Below are 19,530 nucleotides of genomic sequence, written 5' to 3'. Positions count from 1 at the left end.
TCCATATTTACATCGTACAGACACAAACAACCTCATGCCCACATACACATAGTAAAGACCACTATTTTGGCGGAGGTGAAAGGTTTGAGTCTATTCGCCGCAATTGGATATATGGTTCGAGAAGTGTTTGTATTTGTTTCTTATGTGAAGAACAATGCGTTCCCGCAGCCGTTATCATCAGATGATGAGAGAAAGTACTTAGAGTTAATGGAGCAAGGTGATGCTCAAGCGAGAAATCTTTTAATTGAACATAATTTACGGCTTGTAGCTCATATTGTTAAGAAATTCGAAAACACTGGTGAAGATGCAGAAGATTTAATTTCAATTGGTACCATTGGGCTTATTAAAGCGATTGAAAGCTATTCAGCAGGGAAAGGAACTAAGCTTGCAACATATGCAGCACGCTGTATCGAAAATGAAATTTTGATGCATTTACGTGTGCTAAAGAAAACGAAAAAAGACGTTTCACTTCATGATCCGATTGGGCAAGATAAAGAGGGTAATGAAATATCACTTATTGATATATTAAAATCAGAATCTGAAGATGTAATTGATATGATTCAGCTTAGTATGGAGTTAGAAAAAATTAAAGAGTATATCGATATTTTGGACGAACGAGAGAAAGAAGTAATTGTGAAGCGTTTTGGACTTGGGCTTGATAAAGAGAAAACACAGAGGGAGATTGCGAAGGCACTCGGTATTTCAAGAAGCTACGTATCGCGAATTGAAAAGCGTGCTTTAATGAAAATGTTCCATGAATTTGTGCGGGCTGAGAAAGAGAAAAAAGCAAAAGAATAATGTGTATTGTAAGCAGCTACACTTTAAAAGTGGCTGCTTTTCTTTCGGGAAAACGGAAAGAAAACGAGCTGTTCTAAGAAGAAATACATGTTCACTGTTGAAAATGGCGGGTTCTATCTGTAATATTAGAAGGTGCTAAACAATTTAAGAATAAAAATTATACTTAGTTTTTCTTCGTGTATAACGAGAAGGCTCCATTCTATATGTGGGAATAAAAACCAATTTTACATATGATATAGAGAGAAAAGAAGGGGAAACTAAAGTTATAGGCTGATTAGGAGGTTTCGTAATTTGCGACGGACATTATATCGACTTATGATCGAACTTACAAATGGTCGTTTTACTTCTTATATATTACGTAAATTTGCACAATCTCGTTTGAGCTCTATCATTATTCCATCGTATGTGAAAGTTTTTCAAATTAATCAAGATGAGATGGAAAAGGGTTTGAAGGAATATGGAACATTGCATGATTTATTTACACGTAGGCTAAAAGAAGGAAAGCGTAGTATTGATACTGATGCATCGAGTATCGTTAGTCCTGTTGATGGTGTTTTTGCTGATCAAGGTCCTATTGAGGATACAAAAACATTCGATATAAAAGGAAAGCGTTATTCAATTGTGGATATGCTAGGTAATGAAGAGCGTGCAAAGCGATATGCAGGCGGTACATATATGGTGATTTATTTGAGTCCAAGTCATTATCATCGCATTCATAGCCCGCTTTCTGGCTCTGTGACTGAAAGATTTGTACTCGGTAGAAAATCATATCCGGTAAATGCAGCGGGTATGGAGTATGGGAAAGAACCATTGTCAAAAAATTATCGCTCTGTTACAGAAGTAAATAGTGACGGCGAACATATGGCACTTGTAAAAGTAGGTGCTATGTTTGTTAATAGTATCGAGCTCCTTCATGAAAGAAGTACTGTTCAAAAAGGTGAAGAGATGGCATACTTTACATTTGGCTCAACAGTTGTTTTATTATTTGAAAAAGATATGATTAAAGCAGTGCAGGAATTGACAAGTGGGCAAGAGCTGCGTCTTGGTGAAAAAATTGCAACCCGAGTATCTCATAAGTAAAGAAAAGGTTTTATAATATACTTATGAAGCTCTAATTAAGAAATGTGGACAAAGATGCTTAATGAAGAAATCCCCTAGATGGGAGTACTTGTTTATTCGAGAGCCATCGCAGGATGGCTCTTTTTACAGGTCAATCAGCAATCTATATGTACTCAAGAAGATTTGACGAGCTTGTCCTCTAACGAGCGTCTAATAATTTCTTGTTTTATAAGTAAAATGAAGTCGGGATTTAATTTTAGTTCTTTTGCTTTATAATAAGACTCAGTGAGTAAATCAGTAGATAACTGTTCCATATGTTTTGTTTTCAAGGTGAGTCACCTCCTAATAATATAAGGATTGATTCGTTGTTGCATTTAATGTACCAAAAAAATATGACAGTCACAAACAAGAGGTTATCCACATAACTCAGTGGATAAAATGTGGATAGATTGTTAGTAAATTCCAAATTGACTGAAAAATTAACGTGGAAAGTGTGTACAAGTTTATCCACAGGTTATCTATCGAAAAATGTTGTCGAAAAATTTTATGAAAAATCCTCAAAGAGGTGAAAGAAATTGAAGTTATTTTTACCAAATGAATATGTGAAAAATATATATCATATTCAACCAGAAGATTTGAAAAAACGTGGAATTAAAGGAGTTATTACTGATTTAGATAACACTTTAATTGAATGGGATCGTCCAAACGCAACGCCACAGCTTGAAGAGTGGTTTTTGAAAATGAAAGAAAATGATATTCAAGTAACGGTCGTTTCAAATAACAACGAGCAACGCGTTAAAGACTTCGCTGACCCATTAGGTATTCCGTTTATTCATAGTGCGCGCAAACCGTTTGTTCGCGCATTTAAGCGTGCGATACATGAGATGCACCTGCAGCCAGATGAAGTTGTAGTAATTGGAGATCAGTTACTAACGGATGTGCTCGGCGGAAATCGTGTGGGACTTCATACAATTTTAGTTGTACCGGTAGCGCAAACGGACGGATTGGTGACACGATTTAATCGGAAAATTGAACGAAGAATTATGAGAAACATGAAGAAAAAAGGCTTAATTAACTGGGAGGAATAAAGTTTGACTGAAACAATTAAATGTATTGGTTGCGGTGTAGAAATTCAAACAGAAAATAAAAATGAAGTAGGATACGCTCCTGTATCATCTTTAGAAAAAGAACAAGTAATTTGCCAACGTTGTTTTCGTTTGAAACATTATAACGAAATTCAAGATGTATCTTTAACAGATGATGATTTCCTTCGTATTTTGAACGGAATTGGACAATCAGACGCACTAGTGGTTAAAATCGTAGATATTTTCGATTTCAATGGTAGCTGGTTACCGGGCTTACATCGTTTTGTAGGGAACAATAAAGTATTACTTGTAGGGAATAAGGCTGACTTAATTCCAAAGTCAGTTAAGCATGATAAAGTAAAACATTGGATGCGCTATAGTGCAAAGCAACTTGGTTTAAAACCAGAAGATGTCTTTTTAATTAGTGCAGCTAAAGGACAAGGAATCGCTGAACTTGCTGATGCAATTGAGCATTACCGCGAGGGTAAAGATGTTTATGTTGTTGGATGTACGAATGTTGGTAAATCAACATTTATTAATCGTATGATTAAAGAGTTTAGTGATGAGACTGAGAATGTAATTACAACATCACATTTCCCAGGAACAACGCTTGATTTAATTGATATCCCATTAGACGAAACGTCATCTTTATACGATACACCAGGTATTATTAATCATCATCAAATGGCGCATTATGTTGGGAAACAAAGCTTAAAGCTTATTACACCGACTACAGAAGTTAAGCCAATGGTATTCCAATTAAATGAAGAACAAACATTATTCTTTGGTGGATTAGCACGATTTGATTATGTAAGTGGGGGCCGTCGTGCATTCACTTGTCATTTCTCAAACCGTTTAACAATCCATCGTACAAAGCTTGAAAAGGCTGATGAATTGCACGAAAAACACGCTGGAGAATTATTGAATCCACCGACACCAGAAGAATTAGAAAATATGCCTAAGTTTGTGAAATATGAATTTAATATTCGTGAGCCGAAAACGGATGTTGTATTCTCTGGATTGGGCTGGGTTACTGTAAATGAATCAGGAGCGAAAATTGTTGCTCATGTACCAAAAGGAGTAAGTGTTTCATTACGTAAATCTTTAATTTAATATGGAGAGGGATTTATGAAACAATTATATGGTGTAATCGGAAATCCAATTGGACATTCATTATCACCCGTTATGCATAACGATGCATTTGAACACTTGAATATGGATGCCCATTACCATGCGTTTCTTGTAGAAGAAGAAGCGCTAGGGGAAGCAGTAAAAGGTTTGAAAGCATTAGGTATTTCAGGATTTAATGTAACGACTCCGCACAAAGTTGCAATTATGGAGTACTTGGATGAGATTGCCCCGTTAGCAAGGCAAATCGGTGCGGTAAATACAGTAGTTCATCGAGATGGAAAATTGATTGGGTATAATACAGATGGAATTGGTTTTGTTCGTGCCCTGCAGTCAATTAGTGAAGATCCACTTCAAGAGAAACGTATTTTATTAATCGGTGCAGGTGGTGCTAGCCGAGCTATTTACTTCTCGCTTGCCGATGTAGGTGTGAAAGAAATTGATATTGCTAATCGTACGAGAGATAAGGCGAAAAACCTTATCTCTGGGTGCATGGCAAATGTTAATTCGCATGCTCTATCGTTAGAATGTGCAGCAGAGAATCAAGGGGAATATGATATTATCATCCAAACAACAACGATAGGTATGCATCCACATGTTGAGTATACGCCGCTGGAAATTCGTTCATTGAAACAAGGAACGATTGTTTCTGATATTATTTATAATCCATTTGAGACGAAAATTTTAGGCGATGCGAAAGAAAAAGGTGCAATAATTCAAAATGGAATCGATATGTTCGTTTATCAAGGTGCACTTGCGTTTGAAATGTGGACAGGGTGTGTGCCGAATATTGATAGAATGAAACAATTAGTAATGAGAGAGCTTGGAGGCTAATTATATGTTAACAGGAAAACAAAAAAGATTTTTACGTGCAAAGGCACATCATTTAACACCGATTTTTCAAGTTGGAAAAGGTGGCGTGAATGAAAATATGGTGAAACAAATTGGAGAAGCATTAGAAGTTCGTGAACTATTTAAAGTGAGCGTATTACAAAACTGTGAATTTGATCGTAGTGAAGTTGCAGAAGAGCTTGCACAAGGTGCACGAGCTGAAATCGTTCAAGTAATCGGAAGCACAATTGTTTTATACAAAGAATCAAGAGAAAATAAGCAGATTAAGCTTCCTCGATAAAAGATATACGTGAGTTATTTCGTAATGGACGCTTGATATGTAGAAAGCGAAACCAATTGAACTTTTATTAACAGTGGGCTCTCTTCGAATATGTATGGGGAGAGTTGCTGTATGTAAAAGGAAGGAGCGTTTCTTTTGAGAAAAATTGGCATTATTGGTGGCACGTTTGATCCACCTCATAATGGGCATTTGTTAATTGCAAATGAAGTGTATCATGCTTTAGGGTTGGAAGAGGTATGGTTTTTGCCGAATCAAGTTCCACCGCACAAGCAAGGACGTAACATTACGAGTGTGAAAAGTCGATTAAATATGCTGCAAATAGCGATTGAGGAAGAAGCATACTTTTCAATTTGTTTAGAAGAGCTAGACAGAGAAGGCCCATCTTATACGTACGATACTATGGTACAATTAACGGAGAAGTATCCGGATGTGCAGTTTCACTTTATTATTGGCGGAGACATGGTTGAGTATTTGCCGAAGTGGTATAACATTGAAAAGTTACTTAAGCTTGTGACTTTCGTTGGAGTTGCAAGACCAGGTTATACATTACATACGCCTTATGATATCGTAAAAGTGGAAATTCCGGAGTTTGCAGTTTCTTCTTCTCTGTTACGTGAGAGATATATGACGAAGAAAACGTGCAAATATTTACTCCCCGAAAAAGTACAGGTATATATCGAGAGGAATGGGTTGTATGAATCGTGAGGAAGCACTTAGTATTGTCAAACAACAAATGCATGAAAAACGTTATATACACACGGTTGGTGTAATGGAAACAGCGATTGAACTTGCCCGATTATATGGTGTAGATGAGAAAAAGGCAGAGACGGCTGCTATATTTCACGATTATGCAAAATGTAGAGCGATTCCAGAAATGGAAGAGATTATTAAGGGAGAAGCTTTGCCAAAGGATCTACTGCACTATAACAAAGAGTTATGGCATGCACCTGTTGGGGCATACTTAGTAGAAAAAGAAGTAGGCATTACTGATCCTGAAATTCTACAAGCTATTACATATCATACAAGTGGTCATGAAAAAATGACAATGTTAGATAAAGTTATTTATGTAGCAGATTACATTGAACCAGGACGTAAGTTTCCTGGTGTAGAAGAAGCGAGGAAACTCGCATATAAAGATATAAATCAAGCTTTACTGTTTGCTTTAAAGCGAACAATTCAATTTTTAATGGAAAAAGATCAAACGATTTATCCATTAACATTCCAAACATACAATGAAGTTATCAAGGAGGAAATTAATAAATGAAAGATAAAGAGTTATTAGTATTAGCGGCAAAAGCAGCTGATGATAAGAGAGCAGAAGATATGGTTGTACTAAATATGCAAGGTATTTCACCGATTGCAGACTATTTTATTATTTGTCACGGAAATTCAGACAAGCAAGTACAAGCAATTGCACGTGAAATTAAAGCGAAGGCACATGAGTTCGAAATTAACGTACAACGTATGGAAGGCTTTGATGAAGCGCGTTGGGTTTTAGTAGACCTTGGTGATGTGGTTGCTCATGTATTCCATAAAGATGAGCGTAATCACTATAATTTAGAGCGTCTATGGGGCGATGTGCCGCGTGAAGATATTGCAGATGAGCTAGATCAATGAAATACGAACAATTTGCTTTGCTGTATGACGAACTGATGAATGATGTCCCTTATGATAAATGGGTGGAATTCACAGAGGAAAGTTTACAACAGGCATCTATGAAAGAGGCAAGAATCCTTGACGTAGCATGTGGAACTGGTAACGTAACACTTCCGCTTGTGCGAAAAGGTTATGACTTAATTGGTGTAGATCTTTCGGAAGAAATGTTAACTGTCGCGCAGCAAAAATTGGGGGGAGAAGGCTATTTTATTCCTTTTTACCAACAAGACATGAGAGAACTCGATGTTCCTGGTGAATTTGATTGTGTGACAATCTTTTGTGACTCATTAAATTATGTATTGCAAGAAGATGGAGTGCAAGAAACATTTAGAAGAGTTTTCCACCATTTACGTCAGGATGGCTTGTTTTTATTCGATGTACACTCTTTATATAAAATACATCACGTATTTCAAAATGAAACATATACAGTGAACGGCGAAGAAATATCACTTATTTGGAACTGCTTCCCTGGAGAAGAATCAGATAGTGTGGAACATGATTTGACATTCTTTGTACAAGATTCAGAAGAAGATGTGTATCATCGTTTTGACGAATGTCACGTGCAACGTGCGTATTCAGTTGAAGTGTTAACAAAATGGCTTGAAGAAGCTGGGTTTACAGTGCTTCGCGTCACAGGTGACTTTGAACGAATTGAAGTGACAGAACAAACAGAGCGCATCTTTTTTATGGCGAAGAAGAATGGATAAAAGAAAAGCAACCGATAAGGTTGCTTTTGTTTTATAGAAAAGATGTAGTTTTAGTTCTAGAAAAATAAAAAGATGATATGTGTAAAGTGTAAAAATGCTAGTTTTAGTGAAAATGTAGTATGAAAAAGATAAGTATTAATAAAAAGGGTTTGGGATTACGATGGCGTATTTATTATGTGTGTTTATTGAATTGCTGCTCAACGCATTTTAAATCTTCATCAAATTTCTCATGTGTCCGTTCGATTAATTTATGAAACATATCCCCAACGTGCTCTTCTAAAATACGAATACCTTCTCCTGTAACACCGCCTTTAACGCATACCTTTTCTTGTAAAGTAGGTAATGTAAAAATTTCTTTTTCAAGTAATTTCCCCATTCCAATGACCATTTCACTTACTAAAGTAGTGGCTTCTTCATGTGTAATATTTGTTTTATCTACAGCAGCGTTAATGAAACATTGTAATAAATAACTAAAAAAAGCAGGGCCGCAGCTTGCTATATCAGATGAAACGCGCGTTATATCTTCTTCTATAACAAGGGGAGTAGAAATGTTTTTGAATAGACGAAGTAGTTTTTGTTGCCATTCTTCAGAGCAGTTATTTCCAAATGTAAATAGTGATGCGCCGGATAAGGCGCGGTTTGTGATGCTTGGAATGATACGAGCGACGTGGCAAGGTATAAGTGTTTCTAATTGTGATGGAGATATGGGGCTTGTGATAGAAACTAAGCAATCTTCGTCTGAAAAATGGTCAGCGTATTTTTGTAGAATAGGGTATATATCTATCGGTTTTACGCAAATGAAAATAAGCTGGGATTGTTCGATTACCTCTTGGATTGTTTTGGCTATATGAACAGAAGGGTATTTTTCTTTTATATGATATGCTTTGGCAGGCGTCCGATTAATAATAGTAAGACACGAAGGTTTGACAGCACGGGTTTCTAAAAATGCATCGATTAGTATACTCCCCATGTTCCCTGTCCCTATAATTCCTATGTTCAATGTTTCATCCCTCCTTCGTAACAGCTTTCTCCTAAACAATATGAATGATGTTATAAATTTATGATTAGAGGTGTAAAATGATGTGGGATTTTCCGAAAAAATGGTTGGGATTAGTGGTTATTATTGGCACTTTGATTTTTCTTTTTTTCTGGAAAACGAATCAGCAAACAGAGCGATCGCTCGTTACAACGGAAATTCAAGTGAAAGATGTGGAGAAAAAAAGTAAACCGAAAGTATTGGATGCAAAGGAGCAGAAAAAAATAATTATAATTGATGTGAAAGGGGCGGTTTTTAAAGAGGGTGTGTATGAAATGAAGGAAGGGGACCGGGTGAAGGAGGCGGTTGAAAAAGCTGGTGGTTTGTTGCCGGATGCAGATGTGAAGAAAGTGAATTTGGCGCAAATGGTCCAAGACCAAATGCTTCTTTATGTTCCTAACAAGAATGAGCCAGTGCAAGAAGGGGCTACTTTTTCAAAAAGCGAGGGTAAAGTGCAAATAAATACAGCTTCTAAAGAGCAACTTGAAAAAATAACAGGCATTGGTTCTCGGAAAGCGGAAAGTATTTTGAAATATCGAGAAGAACATGGTCTGTTTCAGAAAATAGAAGATTTATTAGAAATTGATGGGATTGGTGCGAAGTCTTTAGAGAAAATAAAAGATCAAATTATTATTCCATAAAAGATTGACGAAGTTTTTCTTTTTTCGCTACACTACAAGTAGACAAAAAAGAAGGTGAAAAATATGGAACGAATTTCATGGGATCAATATTTTATGACGCAAAGCCATCTACTATCTTTACGTAGTACATGTACAAGGCTTGCGGTAGGAGCGACAATCGTTCGTGATAAACGAATTATTGCTGGTGGATATAACGGTTCAATTAAAGGTGGTGTGCATTGTATAGACGATGGTTGCTATGTCATTGATAATCATTGCGTTCGTACAATTCATGCTGAAATGAATGCTTTATTGCAATGTGCGAAATTTGGTGCAAAAACAGAGGAAGCGGAAATTTATGTCACACATTTTCCTTGTTTGCAGTGCTGTAAGGCGATTATTCAAAGTGGTGTTACAGCGGTTTATTATGCACAGGACTATAAAAATCATCCGTATGCCGTAGAGTTATTTGAACAAGCGAGTGTAACAGTAAAGCACGTTCCGCTAGAATACGATATTACATCGCTAGAGGAACAAGAGCGTCATTTACAGCTAAAGGAATTATTCGCAGCTTTAGAAAAAGATAATTTATCAATGGAAGAATTACAGCGTGTATTCACTAAAGCGAAAATGATGCTATAAGGAGTGAGTATGAGTTGAATGGGCAATGGGGCTATGTTGCAATCTCGTTTATAATTGGGATTGCAATTACCTTTTCCGCATCGCATTTGTTGGCTGCTTGTTGTTTCGTTTGTTATGTTTTATTTTGTTTATATCGTACTTTGCGTAAAACCTTCATATTTTGTATAATAGCGTGTTTTAGTGGCGTTATGTACACCACGTATGTTCAGAGTCTAAATAAGCCGCTAGGGGAGTCCTATGAAGTTACACGAGGGGTCGTGCAAAATACACCTCTAATTAATGGGGATCGTCTCTCTTTTCAAATTGAAGATCAGAATAAGAACTTAGTGCAGTTAAATTATAAAATACAATCTGCTTCGGAAAAGAAGCAGTTGCAACAATTACATGTAGGTATATCGTGTACATTTAAAGGGGAGGTGAAAGAACCACAAACTGCCCGGAATTTTCATGTTTTTGATTATCGTAATTATTTATATCAGCAAAAAATACATTTTATATTTGATGTGACATACATTTCTGAATGTCACAAAACATCGTTGTCACTCGTGCAATGGATTTTCCTTCTCAGGCAACAAACAATCTCGAAAGTTACAGAAATGTTCCCGGAACAATCAGGTGCATTTATGAACGCATTATTATTTGGAGATCGACAACAAATGACGTTTGAAGTAGAAGAGCAATATCAACAATTTGGTCTTATACATTTGTTAGCAATTTCAGGATCGCATATCGTACTATTAATGGTTATAATGTATTTTGTTTTGCTAAGAAGTGGTGTGACGAAAGAGACAGCAACAGTATGCCTTATAGTTTGCATTCCTCTGTATATGATCATAGCTGGGGCGTCGCCATCTGTTGTGAGGGCTTCTATAACAGGAGTTTTATTATTGGTAGCTTTCATGTGCTCTGTTCGCTTATCTAGTCTAGACGCCTTAAGTATAACAGCTATATGTATGCTTATATACGATCCGTATCTTATTTTCAACATTGGATTTCAATTCTCATTTGTAGGTAGTTTTTCTTTACTACTATCTGCGCCGATATTATTAGGGCGTAGTAATGGGATAGTTCGAAATTCTATTTACATTTCTATAATTTCACAGCTCGCTAGTACCCCCATCTTGTTATATCATTTTGGTTATTTTTCTCCTTATAGCATTTTCCTCAATCTTATATATGTTCCTTTTCTATCCATTATTGTATTGCCGTGTAGCATCATTATTCTTATATGTATGCCGGTTATTCCATTTTTCGCAAAAGGAATTGCATATGTACTTTCACTATGTTTAACCATTTCTAATGATTTTCTAAGTTACTGTGAAAGTTTCCCTTTCATCCGACTTACTTTTGGTCAAACTCTTTTATTTCTTGTGGCTATATATTGTTTTAGTATCGTTAGTATATTTGTGATTTGGGAAAGGGTAATAACGAAAAAAAATTTGTGCATAGTTGTGGGTGTGTTTCTTTTTATTAGTACTTGTCATTATGTATATCCATATTTTCGCGAAAGTGGGAGTGTTACATTTCTTGATGTTGGACAGGGAGATGCGATATTAATTCGTCTTCCATACGATAAAGAGGTTTATCTTATTGATACAGGAGGAGCCCTTCCTGTCAAGAAGGAAGCGTGGCAACAGAAAAAGCATGAATTTTCTGTTGGGCATGATATTCTTGTTCCTTTTTTACAAAAAGAAGGTATAAAAACGATTGATAAATTAATTGTAACGCACGGAGATGCGGATCATATAGGTGCTGCGCTGGATTTGCTGTCATCTATTATTGTAAAAGAAGTTGTATTTGGGAGAAAGGAACAAGATGCTGTATTGGAAAAAGTGGTGAAGAAAAAGGCGTTAGAAAAGAGCATGAAGATAAGTGTAGTAGGAGAAGGGGAAGGTTGGAGGGTAAATGAAGCGGAATTTTTCGTATTAGCTCCAAAGGGGAAAGAAAAGGGAGAAAATGACTCTTCGATTGTACTATGGGCCAGACTAGGGGGACTAACATGGCTATTTACGGGTGATCTAGAAGAAGAAGGAGAAAAGTTTATAGTATCAACATATCCTGATTTGCGGGCTAATATTTTAAAAGTTGCCCACCATGGGAGTAAAACATCGTCTACAGATCCATTTTTAAGCCTTGTACAGCCTGCTGTAGCGATTATTTCTGTGGGGGAGCGTAATAGGTATGGGCACCCGCATAAGGAAGTTATAGAGCGTTTTAAGAAGATGGGTATTGATATATGGCGTACGGATAAGCAAGGTGCTATTTCCTATGTTTTTAATGGAGAAAAAGGAACCTTTCAAAGTAAAATCACATATGATGAAACACATAGAAGATGAAAAAAAGAAGACTGCCGTTAAGCAGCAGCCTTTAAGAACCGATGAATTTAATAACAGTTGCAATAATGAAAAGTGTTGCGAAAAAACCAAATGAGACGATAAATCCTACCCCTGAATCAATAGCGTCATTGCGTTTACTTTGAACGTTTTGTTCAAAATCATTCATTTAGAATCCCTCCCCAACATTCCATTTTAGTATAAAATATTGTCAGAAAAAAATCTACAATTTCCATATGAAGTGAAATAGAGTATTTGTATACTTTTTCTAGTTAGTTAAGTAGCGTGAATTTTTCATTTCCAATCATGTTAACAGTTGGCACTTATACTAAGGTTATTATTGTAAATAATAAAGGGAAGGTGATTACCGCACACCAATAAGAAATCCGGGGCTTATTGCGTGGCGTTTTATATAAATAAAGGGGCGGGTTATAAAGACCGTCCCTTTGTACTTGTAAAACAAAAGCTAGGGCATTAGTATAAATATATATTGCTAAGTTAGGGAGTAGGAAAAAATATGAGTGATATACATAAGAAGATTAAAAAGAAACAGTTCGCTCCGTTGTATGTACTGTATGGAACGGAAGCTTATTTTATAAATGAAACGATAAAGCTTATTACAACGGAAGCGCTTGAAGAGGAAGATCGAGAGTTTAATGTTGTGACATACGATTTGGAAGAAGCGTATTTAGAAGATGTAGTTGAGGATGCGCATACGCTTCCTTTTTTTGGAGAGCGTAAAGTTATATTAATAAAATCACCACTATTTTTAACGGCACAAAAAGAAAAATTAGAACAAAATATAAAAATTTTAGAAGAATATATTGGGGAGCCATCTCCTTTTTCTATTCTTGTTTTTGTTGCGCCTTATGAAAAATTAGACGAACGAAAAAAAATTACAAAACTATTAAAGAAAACAGCGGATGTAATAGAAGCAAATGCGATGCAAGTGCAGGATGTTCAGAAGTGGATTGTTTCTCGTGCGGATGAGGTGCATGTGCATATTGATAATGCAGCTGTTAGTTTATTGTTAGAGCTTGTGGGAAGTAATGTAACAATGTTGGCGAAGGAAATGGACAAGTTAACGTTATACGTCGGTATGGGCGGAGAAATTACGCCAAAACTTGTCACGGAACTTGTGCCGAAATCTGTTGAGCAAAACGTGTTTGCTTTAACAGAAAAAGTGGTGAAAAAAGATATCACTGGTGCGATGCAAATTTTAGACGGATTATTTACACAGCAGGAAGAACCGATTAAACTGCTCGCTTTATTAGTAAGTCAGTTCCGCTTGCTGCATCAAGTGAAAGAGTTGCAACAGCGTGGTTACGGACAAAATCAAATCGCGTCCCATATTGGTGTACATCCGTACCGGGTAAAGTTGGCGATGAATCAAACGAAGTTTTTCTCTTTTGAAGAATTAAAAAAAGTTATTATAGAATTGGCGGAAGCTGATTATAGTATGAAGACTGGAAAGATGGATAAGAAACTTGTGCTTGAGTTTTTCTTAATGCGGTTAAATCATATGTAGTGACACAAAAAAGTTCACGTACTTAGTACGTGAACTTTTTTGTGTATATAAAAAACGATCCGAATGGATCGTTTTTTAAACGCCTTACGCGTTTACTTGTTTCGCTAAGCGAGATTTTTGACGAGCTGCAGCGTTTTGGTGGATAAGACCTTTACGAGCTGCTTTGTCAAGTTTTTTAGAAGCAGTTTTGAAAGCTTCTTTAGCATTTTCAAGATCGTTATTAGTAACTAAAGTTTCTACAGTTTTAACAGCAGTACGCATGTCAGACTTGATAGAAGCGTTATGTGAACGACGCTCTTCGCTAAGTTTAGCGCGTTTGATAGCAGATTTGATGTTTGCCATACTTTTCACCTCCCTGGTGCAATCGAATGACTCGATTCTTACATAGAACAAGTGATATTTTATCAAACGGTGAAGAGAATTGCAATAGTATATCAATGAAATTTCACGTAAAGGAAAGAATGACCTAATATAACTTGGGGAAATCTAACGATATTTACTATGAATTACGGAGGAGATACGATGAAAGAACCATTAGATTTAAGTAAATATAGTGTTAGAACTGACCTTGCTGTAGAGGCGCACCAAATGCTACAAGAGCGCCAAGAAGAACAAAAAGGGATACAGGGAGTTATTGTAAAAGAGAGGGAAGAAGAGGGAGTTACAATTACAAAAGTAACTATTGATGAAATTGCATCTGAGTCGATGGGGAAAAAACCTGGAAGTTATTTAACTCTTGAGGTGCAAGGTATACGACAACAAGATACGGAACTTCAGCAAAAGGTAGAGCGTATTTTTGCAAAAGAATTTTCTTATTTCTTAGAAGAGGTTGGAGTTTCAAAAGAAGCGAGTTGTTTAATCGTAGGTCTTGGGAATTGGAATGTAACGCCGGATGCACTCGGACCGATAGTTGTAGAGAACGTACTGGTGACGAGACATTTGTTTAAATTGCAGCCTGAAAGTGTGGAAGAAGGGTTTAGACCTGTTAGTGCCATTCGTCCAGGGGTAATGGGAATTACAGGGATTGAAACGAGCGATGTCATTTACGGAATTATTGAGAAGACAAAACCAGACTTTGTCATCGCAATTGATGCATTAGCTGCGCGTTCTATTGAACGAGTAAATAGTACGATACAAATTTCTGATACAGGAATTCATCCAGGATCTGGTGTTGGGAATAAGCGTAAGGAACTAAGTAAAGAAACATTAGGTATTCCTGTTATCGCAATTGGTGTGCCAACTGTGGTAGATGCTGTTTCGATTACGAGTGATACAATTGATTTTATTTTGAAACATTTTGGCCGGGAACTGAAAGAAGGAAACAAACCGTCACGCTCTTTATTGCCAGCAGGTTTTACATTTGGAGAAAAGAAAAAATTAACAGAAGAAGATATGCCGGATGAAAAGAGTCGAAATATGTTTTTAGGAGCTATTGGTACGTTAGAAGAAGAAGAAAAGAGAAAGTTAATTTATGAAGTGTTATCTCCTCTTGGTCATAATTTAATGGTAACTCCAAAAGAAGTAGATGCGTTTATTGAGGATATGGCAAATGTAATAGCCAGCGGTTTAAATGCAGCATTGCATCATCAGATTGATCAGGATAATACAGGGGCATATACACATTGATGGAAAGAGGCAGAAATAGCTTGAGTCAATTTACGCTGTTATGTATATGCGGTACAGTCTTATGTTTGCTTATGATGATAGCTGGAGTGGGACTTGCTAATCATGGCTTAAAAAGTATGAAAGGATATCGTCAGCTGTCATATGAACAAATTGCTCATATGACAGGAACAGAAGGCGCTGGGGCTGAATCGGAAATTTCGGGAGAGACGTTTTCGGCTATTGAAAAACAAAAACAGTTAGAAAGCTTAAGAAGTTTTAATGTTGTAGAAGGTATCGGTATGGCGATAGCAAGTGTTGCTCGTGATATGACAAAGTTTGGAACGGATATAGTTGTTGGGGCAATAAAAGGAATTTTTAGTTAAGGGTAGCGGGAAGGATGGTTGTCTTATGTTTGTAAGAGAGCTGTCTTTTAATTTGAAAAAGGTTTGTCTCTTATGGTTTGTTCGCATAAGATATAGATAGAGTGATTTGTATTGTAAGCAGCACGAGTTTTCATTGAATCTTTGCTGCTCTATTGATATAATCAGTGCTAGTGTATATTGGCGAGACTATTAGGAGTTGAGAACATAGATGAATAAAGAAGAAAGAGCAAAAAGACAGTCCAAAATTCGTAACTTCTCCATCATTGCTCACATTGACCACGGGAAATCAACGTTGGCAGACCGTATTTTGGAGAAAACAAACGCGTTGGCACAGCGCGAAATGAAGGCGCAATTGCTTGACTCTATGGAGTTGGAGCGTGAGCGTGGTATTACAATTAAATTAAATGCAGTACAACTAACGTATAAAGCGAAAGACGGTGAAGAGTATATTCTTCACTTAATCGATACTCCAGGACACGTCGACTTTACGTACGAAGTATCTCGTAGTTTAGCGGCTTGTGAAGGTGCAATTCTTGTAGTGGATGCAGCGCAAGGGATTGAGGCGCAAACATTAGCGAACGTATATTTAGCGCTTGATAATAATTTAGAAATCTTACCAGTTATTAATAAAATCGACTTACCAAGTGCAGACCCAGAACGCGTACGTCAAGAGGTAGAAGATGTAATTGGTTTAGATGCATCGGAAGCTGTACTTGCTTCAGCGAAAGCTGGCATTGGTATTGAAGAAATTTTAGAACAAATCGTTGAAAAGGTACCAGCTCCAACAGGTGATTCAGAAGAGCCGTTACAATGTATGATTTTCGATTCTTTATATGATCCGTACCGTGGTGTAATTGCATATATCCGTGTTGTAAATGGAACGGTAAAAGTTGGCGATAAAGTACGTATGATGGCAACTGGAAAAGAATTTGAAGTAACAGAAGTAGGTGTGTTTACACCGAAAACGACGCAACGTGACGAGTTAACAGTAGGTGATGTAGGTTTCTTGGCAGCATCTATTAAAAATGTAGGCGATACACGTGTTGGTGATACGATTACACATGCGAAACGTCCGGCTGCAGAGCCGTTAAAAGGGTATCGAAAATTAAACCCAATGGTATTCTGTGGTTTATATCCAATCGATTCTGCACGTTATAACGACTTACGTGATGCGTTAGAAAAACTAGAATTGAATGATTCTGCTCTTGAATTTGAGCCTGAAACATCTCAAGCTTTAGGTTTTGGTTTCCGTTGTGGTTTCTTAGGGCTTCTTCACATGGAGATTATTCAAGAACGTATTGAACGTGAATTCAAGATTGACTTAATTACAACAGCGCCAAGCGTTATTTATAAAGTGTATTTAACGAACGGTGAAGATTTTATTGTTGATAATCCATCTAATATGCCAGATCCACAGACTATCGATCGTGTAGAAGAGCCGTTTGTGAAGGCTGCAATTATGGTTCCGAATGACTATGTTGGAGCTGTAATGGAAATTTGCCAAGGGAAACGTGGAACGTTTATTGATATGCAATATTTAGATGAAACACGTGTTACATTGACATATGAAATCCCGTTATCAGAAATCGTATATGATTTCTTCGATCAATTGAAATCAAATACGAAAGGATATGCATCATTTGACTACGAGTTAATTGGTTATAAACCATCTAAACTTGTGAAAATGGATATTCTTTTAAATAATGAACAAGTGGATGCTTTATCATTTATTGTACATCGTGATTCAGCGTATGACCGTGGTAAAGTAATTGTAGAGAAATTAAAGAAATTAATTCCAAGACAACAGTTTGAAGTGCCAATTCAGGCGACCATCGGAAATAAAGTTGTATCTCGTTCTACAATTAAGGCGATGCGTAAAAACGTACTTGCAAAATGTTACGGTGGTGACATTTCTCGTAAGCGTAAACTTCTTGATAAGCAAAAAGAAGGTAAAAAACGTATGAAGTCTGTTGGTTCTGTAGAAGTGCCGCAAGAAGCATTCATGGCTGTACTGAAAATGGATGATAACTAATGGAGTGAACTATAATTAGTGGGGATTTTTCTATTCTTCGCTAATTATTAGCCCGCACCAATCGTGATAAAAGTAGAAGCCGTTCGTTCGGCTTCTTTTTTATATGCTACTTTTTAGACATCTTAGCATCTCTCATTTACAATAGTGAGAGAGCTTTTTAGTGATTGATATAGAGTTAGGAGACTATTAATGTCCGAAAATATTCGAAAAGATATTCGAGAGAAAATACAAAAAGGTAATTTTAATTGCGAAAAGGAACTGACGCTTTCTATAATTAGTGGGAAGTGGAAAGTTGTGATATTGTGGCACTTAGGTGTGGAAGGTCCGCATCGTTTTAGTGAATTGCAACGTCTGTTCCCGAGCATTTCTCATAAAGTGTTGTCAAATCAATTGAAAGAGTTAATGGAGGACGGGATTGTTGATCGAACGGTATACCCGGAAATTCCTCCGCGTGTTGAGTACTATATGACGGAATTAGGTATGTCGCTTTTACCGATCGTTGAAATGATGTATGATTGGGGAAAAATGCGAATGGAACAAATCCGTAATACAGTAGAGAAGTAAAGAATCCTCCGGAGTGCGGAGGTTTTCTTTTTAGAAAGGTAGGAGTTATATTTGGTACAAGCTGCATATATTCATATTCCATTTTGTCAGCATATTTGTCACTATTGTGATTTTAATAAAGTATTTATTGAACGCCAACCGGTTGATCAATACTTACAATATTTAGAGAAAGAAATAATAAATACGGTTCAAAAAGTACCGTTTGAAAGTATGAAAACGATTTTTGTTGGCGGAGGAACTCCGACAGCCTTAAATATGGAGCAAACAAAAAAACTACTCGACATCATTAACCGTCGTTTGCGTCCATTTGCGCCGAATTGTGAATTAACATTTGAAGCGAATCCAGGTGATTTACCGAAAGAGAAGTTGAACGTATTGCTAGAAGGTGGAGTAAACCGAATTAGTTTTGGTGTGCAAACGTTTCGTGATGAGCTACTTGAGAAGATTGGACGCAGGCATACGAGAGAAGATGCATTCGTAGCAATTCGAGAAGCGCAGGAAGTTGGTTTTACAAATATTAATGTAGATTTAATTTATGCTCTGCCAGGACAGACGATAGAAGATGTAAAGGAAACATTAGACATTGCCTTTACGCTTGGTGTACAACATTTCTCGGCATATTCCTTAATTGTGGAACCGAAAACCGTATTTTATAACTTAATGAATAAAGGGAAATTAAGACTTCCAGGTGAAGACCATGAAGCGAAAATGTACGAAATGGTAATGGATGAAATGGAGAAACATGGTTATAACCAGTATGAGATTAGTAACTTCTCAAAAGGTAATAATGAAAGTAGACATAATCTCACATACTGGAATAATGAAGAGTATTATGGATTTGGAGCTGGAGCGCATAGCTATGTGAACGGGGAACGAATTCAAAATGTAGGTCCGCTCAAGCAATATTTCACTAAAATTGATGAGACAGGATTTCCATATTTAGATGTTCATCCAGTGACAGAGAAAGAAAAAATGGAAGAAGAGTTGTTCTTAGGACTTCGAAAAACAAAAGGTGTTTCTAAGTTAGAATTCCAAAAGAAATTTAATGTGGAGATGGACCATGTTTTTGCAAAGCAGTTACAAAGTAATCAAGAACAAGGATTACTTGAAAACAGAGATGGACATGTTTGTTTAACGAGGAAAGGGAAACTATTAGGGAATGAAGTATTCCAGTCATTTTTGATTGATTAATTAAATGTGCCATAAGCGTGAAAAATTTTTG

Annotated in this window: 23 protein-coding genes; 19 read left to right on the top strand and 4 right to left on the bottom strand. The window is 36.7% G+C overall.

Going from position 1 to position 19,530, the window contains the following annotated elements; all coding sequences use genetic code 11:
* The first annotated feature begins 84 nt into the window (after positions 1-84).
* Complete coding sequence (gene sigK / locus LCF45_RS21455; RefSeq protein ID WP_000051382.1) at positions 85-798, top strand: RNA polymerase sporulation sigma factor SigK; 714 nt, start codon at positions 85-87, stop codon at positions 796-798.
* Positions 799-1,089: 291 nt separating this feature from the next.
* Positions 1,090-1,878 (top strand): phosphatidylserine decarboxylase, encoded by a 789-nt coding sequence (locus LCF45_RS21450; protein WP_002129166.1) that lies wholly within the window; start codon positions 1,090-1,092, stop codon positions 1,876-1,878.
* 152 nt (positions 1,879-2,030) lie between these two features.
* Here LCF45_RS21450 and LCF45_RS21445 read toward each other — a convergent pair whose 3' ends face one another.
* Positions 2,031-2,186 carry a sporulation histidine kinase inhibitor Sda gene (locus tag LCF45_RS21445; protein WP_002015226.1) on the bottom strand — a complete coding sequence of 52 codons (156 nt, stop codon included), beginning with the start codon at positions 2,184-2,186 and terminating at the stop codon, positions 2,031-2,033.
* A gap of 246 nt (positions 2,187-2,432) precedes the next feature.
* Between LCF45_RS21445 and LCF45_RS21440 the strand changes: the two genes are divergently transcribed.
* The 8 genes from LCF45_RS21440 to LCF45_RS21405 all read left to right on the top strand — a co-directional run bounded on the left by LCF45_RS21440 (position 2,433) and on the right by LCF45_RS21405 (position 7,565).
* Complete coding sequence (locus tag LCF45_RS21440; RefSeq protein WP_002015225.1) at positions 2,433-2,945, top strand: YqeG family HAD IIIA-type phosphatase; 513 nt, start codon at positions 2,433-2,435, stop codon at positions 2,943-2,945.
* A 3-nt stretch (positions 2,946-2,948) separates the two neighbouring features.
* Positions 2,949-4,055 (top strand): ribosome biogenesis GTPase YqeH, encoded by a 1,107-nt coding sequence (yqeH, locus tag LCF45_RS21435; protein ID WP_002167651.1) that lies wholly within the window; start codon positions 2,949-2,951, stop codon positions 4,053-4,055.
* 15 nt (positions 4,056-4,070) lie between these two features.
* Complete coding sequence (gene aroE, locus LCF45_RS21430) at positions 4,071-4,904, top strand: shikimate dehydrogenase (RefSeq protein ID WP_263894276.1); 834 nt, start codon at positions 4,071-4,073, stop codon at positions 4,902-4,904.
* Positions 4,905-4,908: 4 nt separating this feature from the next.
* Positions 4,909-5,202 carry a ribosome assembly RNA-binding protein YhbY gene (gene yhbY, locus LCF45_RS21425; protein WP_002015220.1) on the top strand — a complete coding sequence of 98 codons (294 nt, stop codon included), beginning with the start codon at positions 4,909-4,911 and terminating at the stop codon, positions 5,200-5,202.
* A gap of 135 nt (positions 5,203-5,337) precedes the next feature.
* The gene (locus LCF45_RS21420) at positions 5,338-5,907 is read left to right on the top strand and encodes a nicotinate-nucleotide adenylyltransferase (protein ID WP_002015218.1); all 570 of its coding nucleotides are present in this window, start codon (positions 5,338-5,340) and stop codon (positions 5,905-5,907) included.
* Positions 5,897-6,466 (top strand): bis(5'-nucleosyl)-tetraphosphatase (symmetrical) YqeK, encoded by a 570-nt coding sequence (gene yqeK, locus LCF45_RS21415; RefSeq protein ID WP_002129163.1) that lies wholly within the window; start codon positions 5,897-5,899, stop codon positions 6,464-6,466. Before LCF45_RS21420 ends, yqeK begins: the two co-directional genes overlap by 11 nt.
* A complete protein-coding gene (gene rsfS, locus LCF45_RS21410; protein WP_000653209.1) occupies positions 6,463-6,819 on the top strand; it encodes a ribosome silencing factor in 357 nt (118 codons plus the stop codon). The genes yqeK and rsfS overlap by 4 nt, the downstream gene beginning before the upstream one ends.
* Positions 6,816-7,565 (top strand): class I SAM-dependent DNA methyltransferase, encoded by a 750-nt coding sequence (locus LCF45_RS21405; protein WP_002088700.1) that lies wholly within the window; start codon positions 6,816-6,818, stop codon positions 7,563-7,565. Before rsfS ends, LCF45_RS21405 begins: the two co-directional genes overlap by 4 nt.
* Before the next feature lie 172 nt (positions 7,566-7,737).
* Here the strand turns inward: LCF45_RS21405 and comER are convergent, their stop codons facing one another.
* The gene (gene comER, locus LCF45_RS21400; protein WP_002129160.1) at positions 7,738-8,565 is read right to left on the bottom strand and encodes a late competence protein ComER; all 828 of its coding nucleotides are present in this window, start codon (positions 8,563-8,565) and stop codon (positions 7,738-7,740) included.
* 77 nt (positions 8,566-8,642) lie between these two features.
* Between comER and LCF45_RS21395 the strand changes: the two genes are divergently transcribed.
* The 3 genes from LCF45_RS21395 (at position 8,643) to LCF45_RS21385 (ending at position 12,199) form a co-directional block, all read left to right on the top strand.
* The gene (locus LCF45_RS21395) at positions 8,643-9,242 is read left to right on the top strand and encodes a helix-hairpin-helix domain-containing protein (RefSeq protein ID WP_263894275.1); all 600 of its coding nucleotides are present in this window, start codon (positions 8,643-8,645) and stop codon (positions 9,240-9,242) included.
* A gap of 63 nt (positions 9,243-9,305) precedes the next feature.
* A complete protein-coding gene (locus LCF45_RS21390) occupies positions 9,306-9,863 on the top strand; it encodes a ComE operon protein 2 (RefSeq protein ID WP_002088698.1) in 558 nt (185 codons plus the stop codon).
* Between the two features lie 14 nt (positions 9,864-9,877).
* On the top strand, positions 9,878-12,199 hold the full coding sequence (locus LCF45_RS21385; RefSeq protein ID WP_263894274.1) for a DNA internalization-related competence protein ComEC/Rec2: 2,322 nt from the start codon (positions 9,878-9,880) through the stop codon (positions 12,197-12,199).
* A 31-nt stretch (positions 12,200-12,230) separates the two neighbouring features.
* Here LCF45_RS21385 and LCF45_RS21380 read toward each other — a convergent pair whose 3' ends face one another.
* Complete coding sequence (locus tag LCF45_RS21380; protein WP_000997609.1) at positions 12,231-12,365, bottom strand: YqzM family protein; 135 nt, start codon at positions 12,363-12,365, stop codon at positions 12,231-12,233.
* A gap of 348 nt (positions 12,366-12,713) precedes the next feature.
* Between LCF45_RS21380 and holA the strand changes: the two genes are divergently transcribed.
* Positions 12,714-13,724: a DNA polymerase III subunit delta gene (gene holA / locus LCF45_RS21375; RefSeq protein WP_263894273.1), complete on the top strand. Its 1,011-nt coding sequence runs from the start codon at positions 12,714-12,716 to the stop codon at positions 13,722-13,724.
* An 84-nt stretch (positions 13,725-13,808) separates the two neighbouring features.
* On the opposite strand, the gene rpsT is transcribed toward holA, so the two are convergent.
* Positions 13,809-14,066: a 30S ribosomal protein S20 gene (gene rpsT / locus LCF45_RS21370; RefSeq protein WP_002088694.1), complete on the bottom strand. Its 258-nt coding sequence runs from the start codon at positions 14,064-14,066 to the stop codon at positions 13,809-13,811.
* A gap of 180 nt (positions 14,067-14,246) precedes the next feature.
* Between rpsT and gpr the strand changes: the two genes are divergently transcribed.
* From gpr to hemW, 5 genes are all read left to right on the top strand, one after another.
* Complete coding sequence (gpr, locus tag LCF45_RS21365) at positions 14,247-15,350, top strand: GPR endopeptidase (protein WP_002088693.1); 1,104 nt, start codon at positions 14,247-14,249, stop codon at positions 15,348-15,350.
* Positions 15,350-15,712 (top strand): DUF3679 domain-containing protein, encoded by a 363-nt coding sequence (locus LCF45_RS21360; RefSeq protein WP_063607626.1) that lies wholly within the window; start codon positions 15,350-15,352, stop codon positions 15,710-15,712. Before gpr ends, LCF45_RS21360 begins: the two co-directional genes overlap by 1 nt.
* A gap of 208 nt (positions 15,713-15,920) precedes the next feature.
* Positions 15,921-17,744, top strand: coding sequence for an elongation factor 4 (gene lepA / locus LCF45_RS21355; protein WP_002015204.1), 1,824 nt, complete (start codon positions 15,921-15,923; stop codon positions 17,742-17,744).
* A 189-nt stretch (positions 17,745-17,933) separates the two neighbouring features.
* Positions 17,934-18,308: a winged helix-turn-helix transcriptional regulator gene (locus LCF45_RS21350; RefSeq protein ID WP_002015203.1), complete on the top strand. Its 375-nt coding sequence runs from the start codon at positions 17,934-17,936 to the stop codon at positions 18,306-18,308.
* Between the two features lie 51 nt (positions 18,309-18,359).
* Positions 18,360-19,499 carry a radical SAM family heme chaperone HemW gene (gene hemW, locus LCF45_RS21345; protein WP_002015202.1) on the top strand — a complete coding sequence of 380 codons (1,140 nt, stop codon included), beginning with the start codon at positions 18,360-18,362 and terminating at the stop codon, positions 19,497-19,499.
* Positions 19,500-19,530: the final 31 nt, after the last annotated feature.

This window comes from Bacillus sp. 41-22, from assembly GCF_025809295.1.
Classification (GTDB): domain Bacteria; phylum Bacillota; class Bacilli; order Bacillales; family Bacillaceae_G; genus Bacillus_A; species Bacillus_A mycoides.
This window is presented reverse-complemented; position numbering and strand designations above follow the sequence as displayed.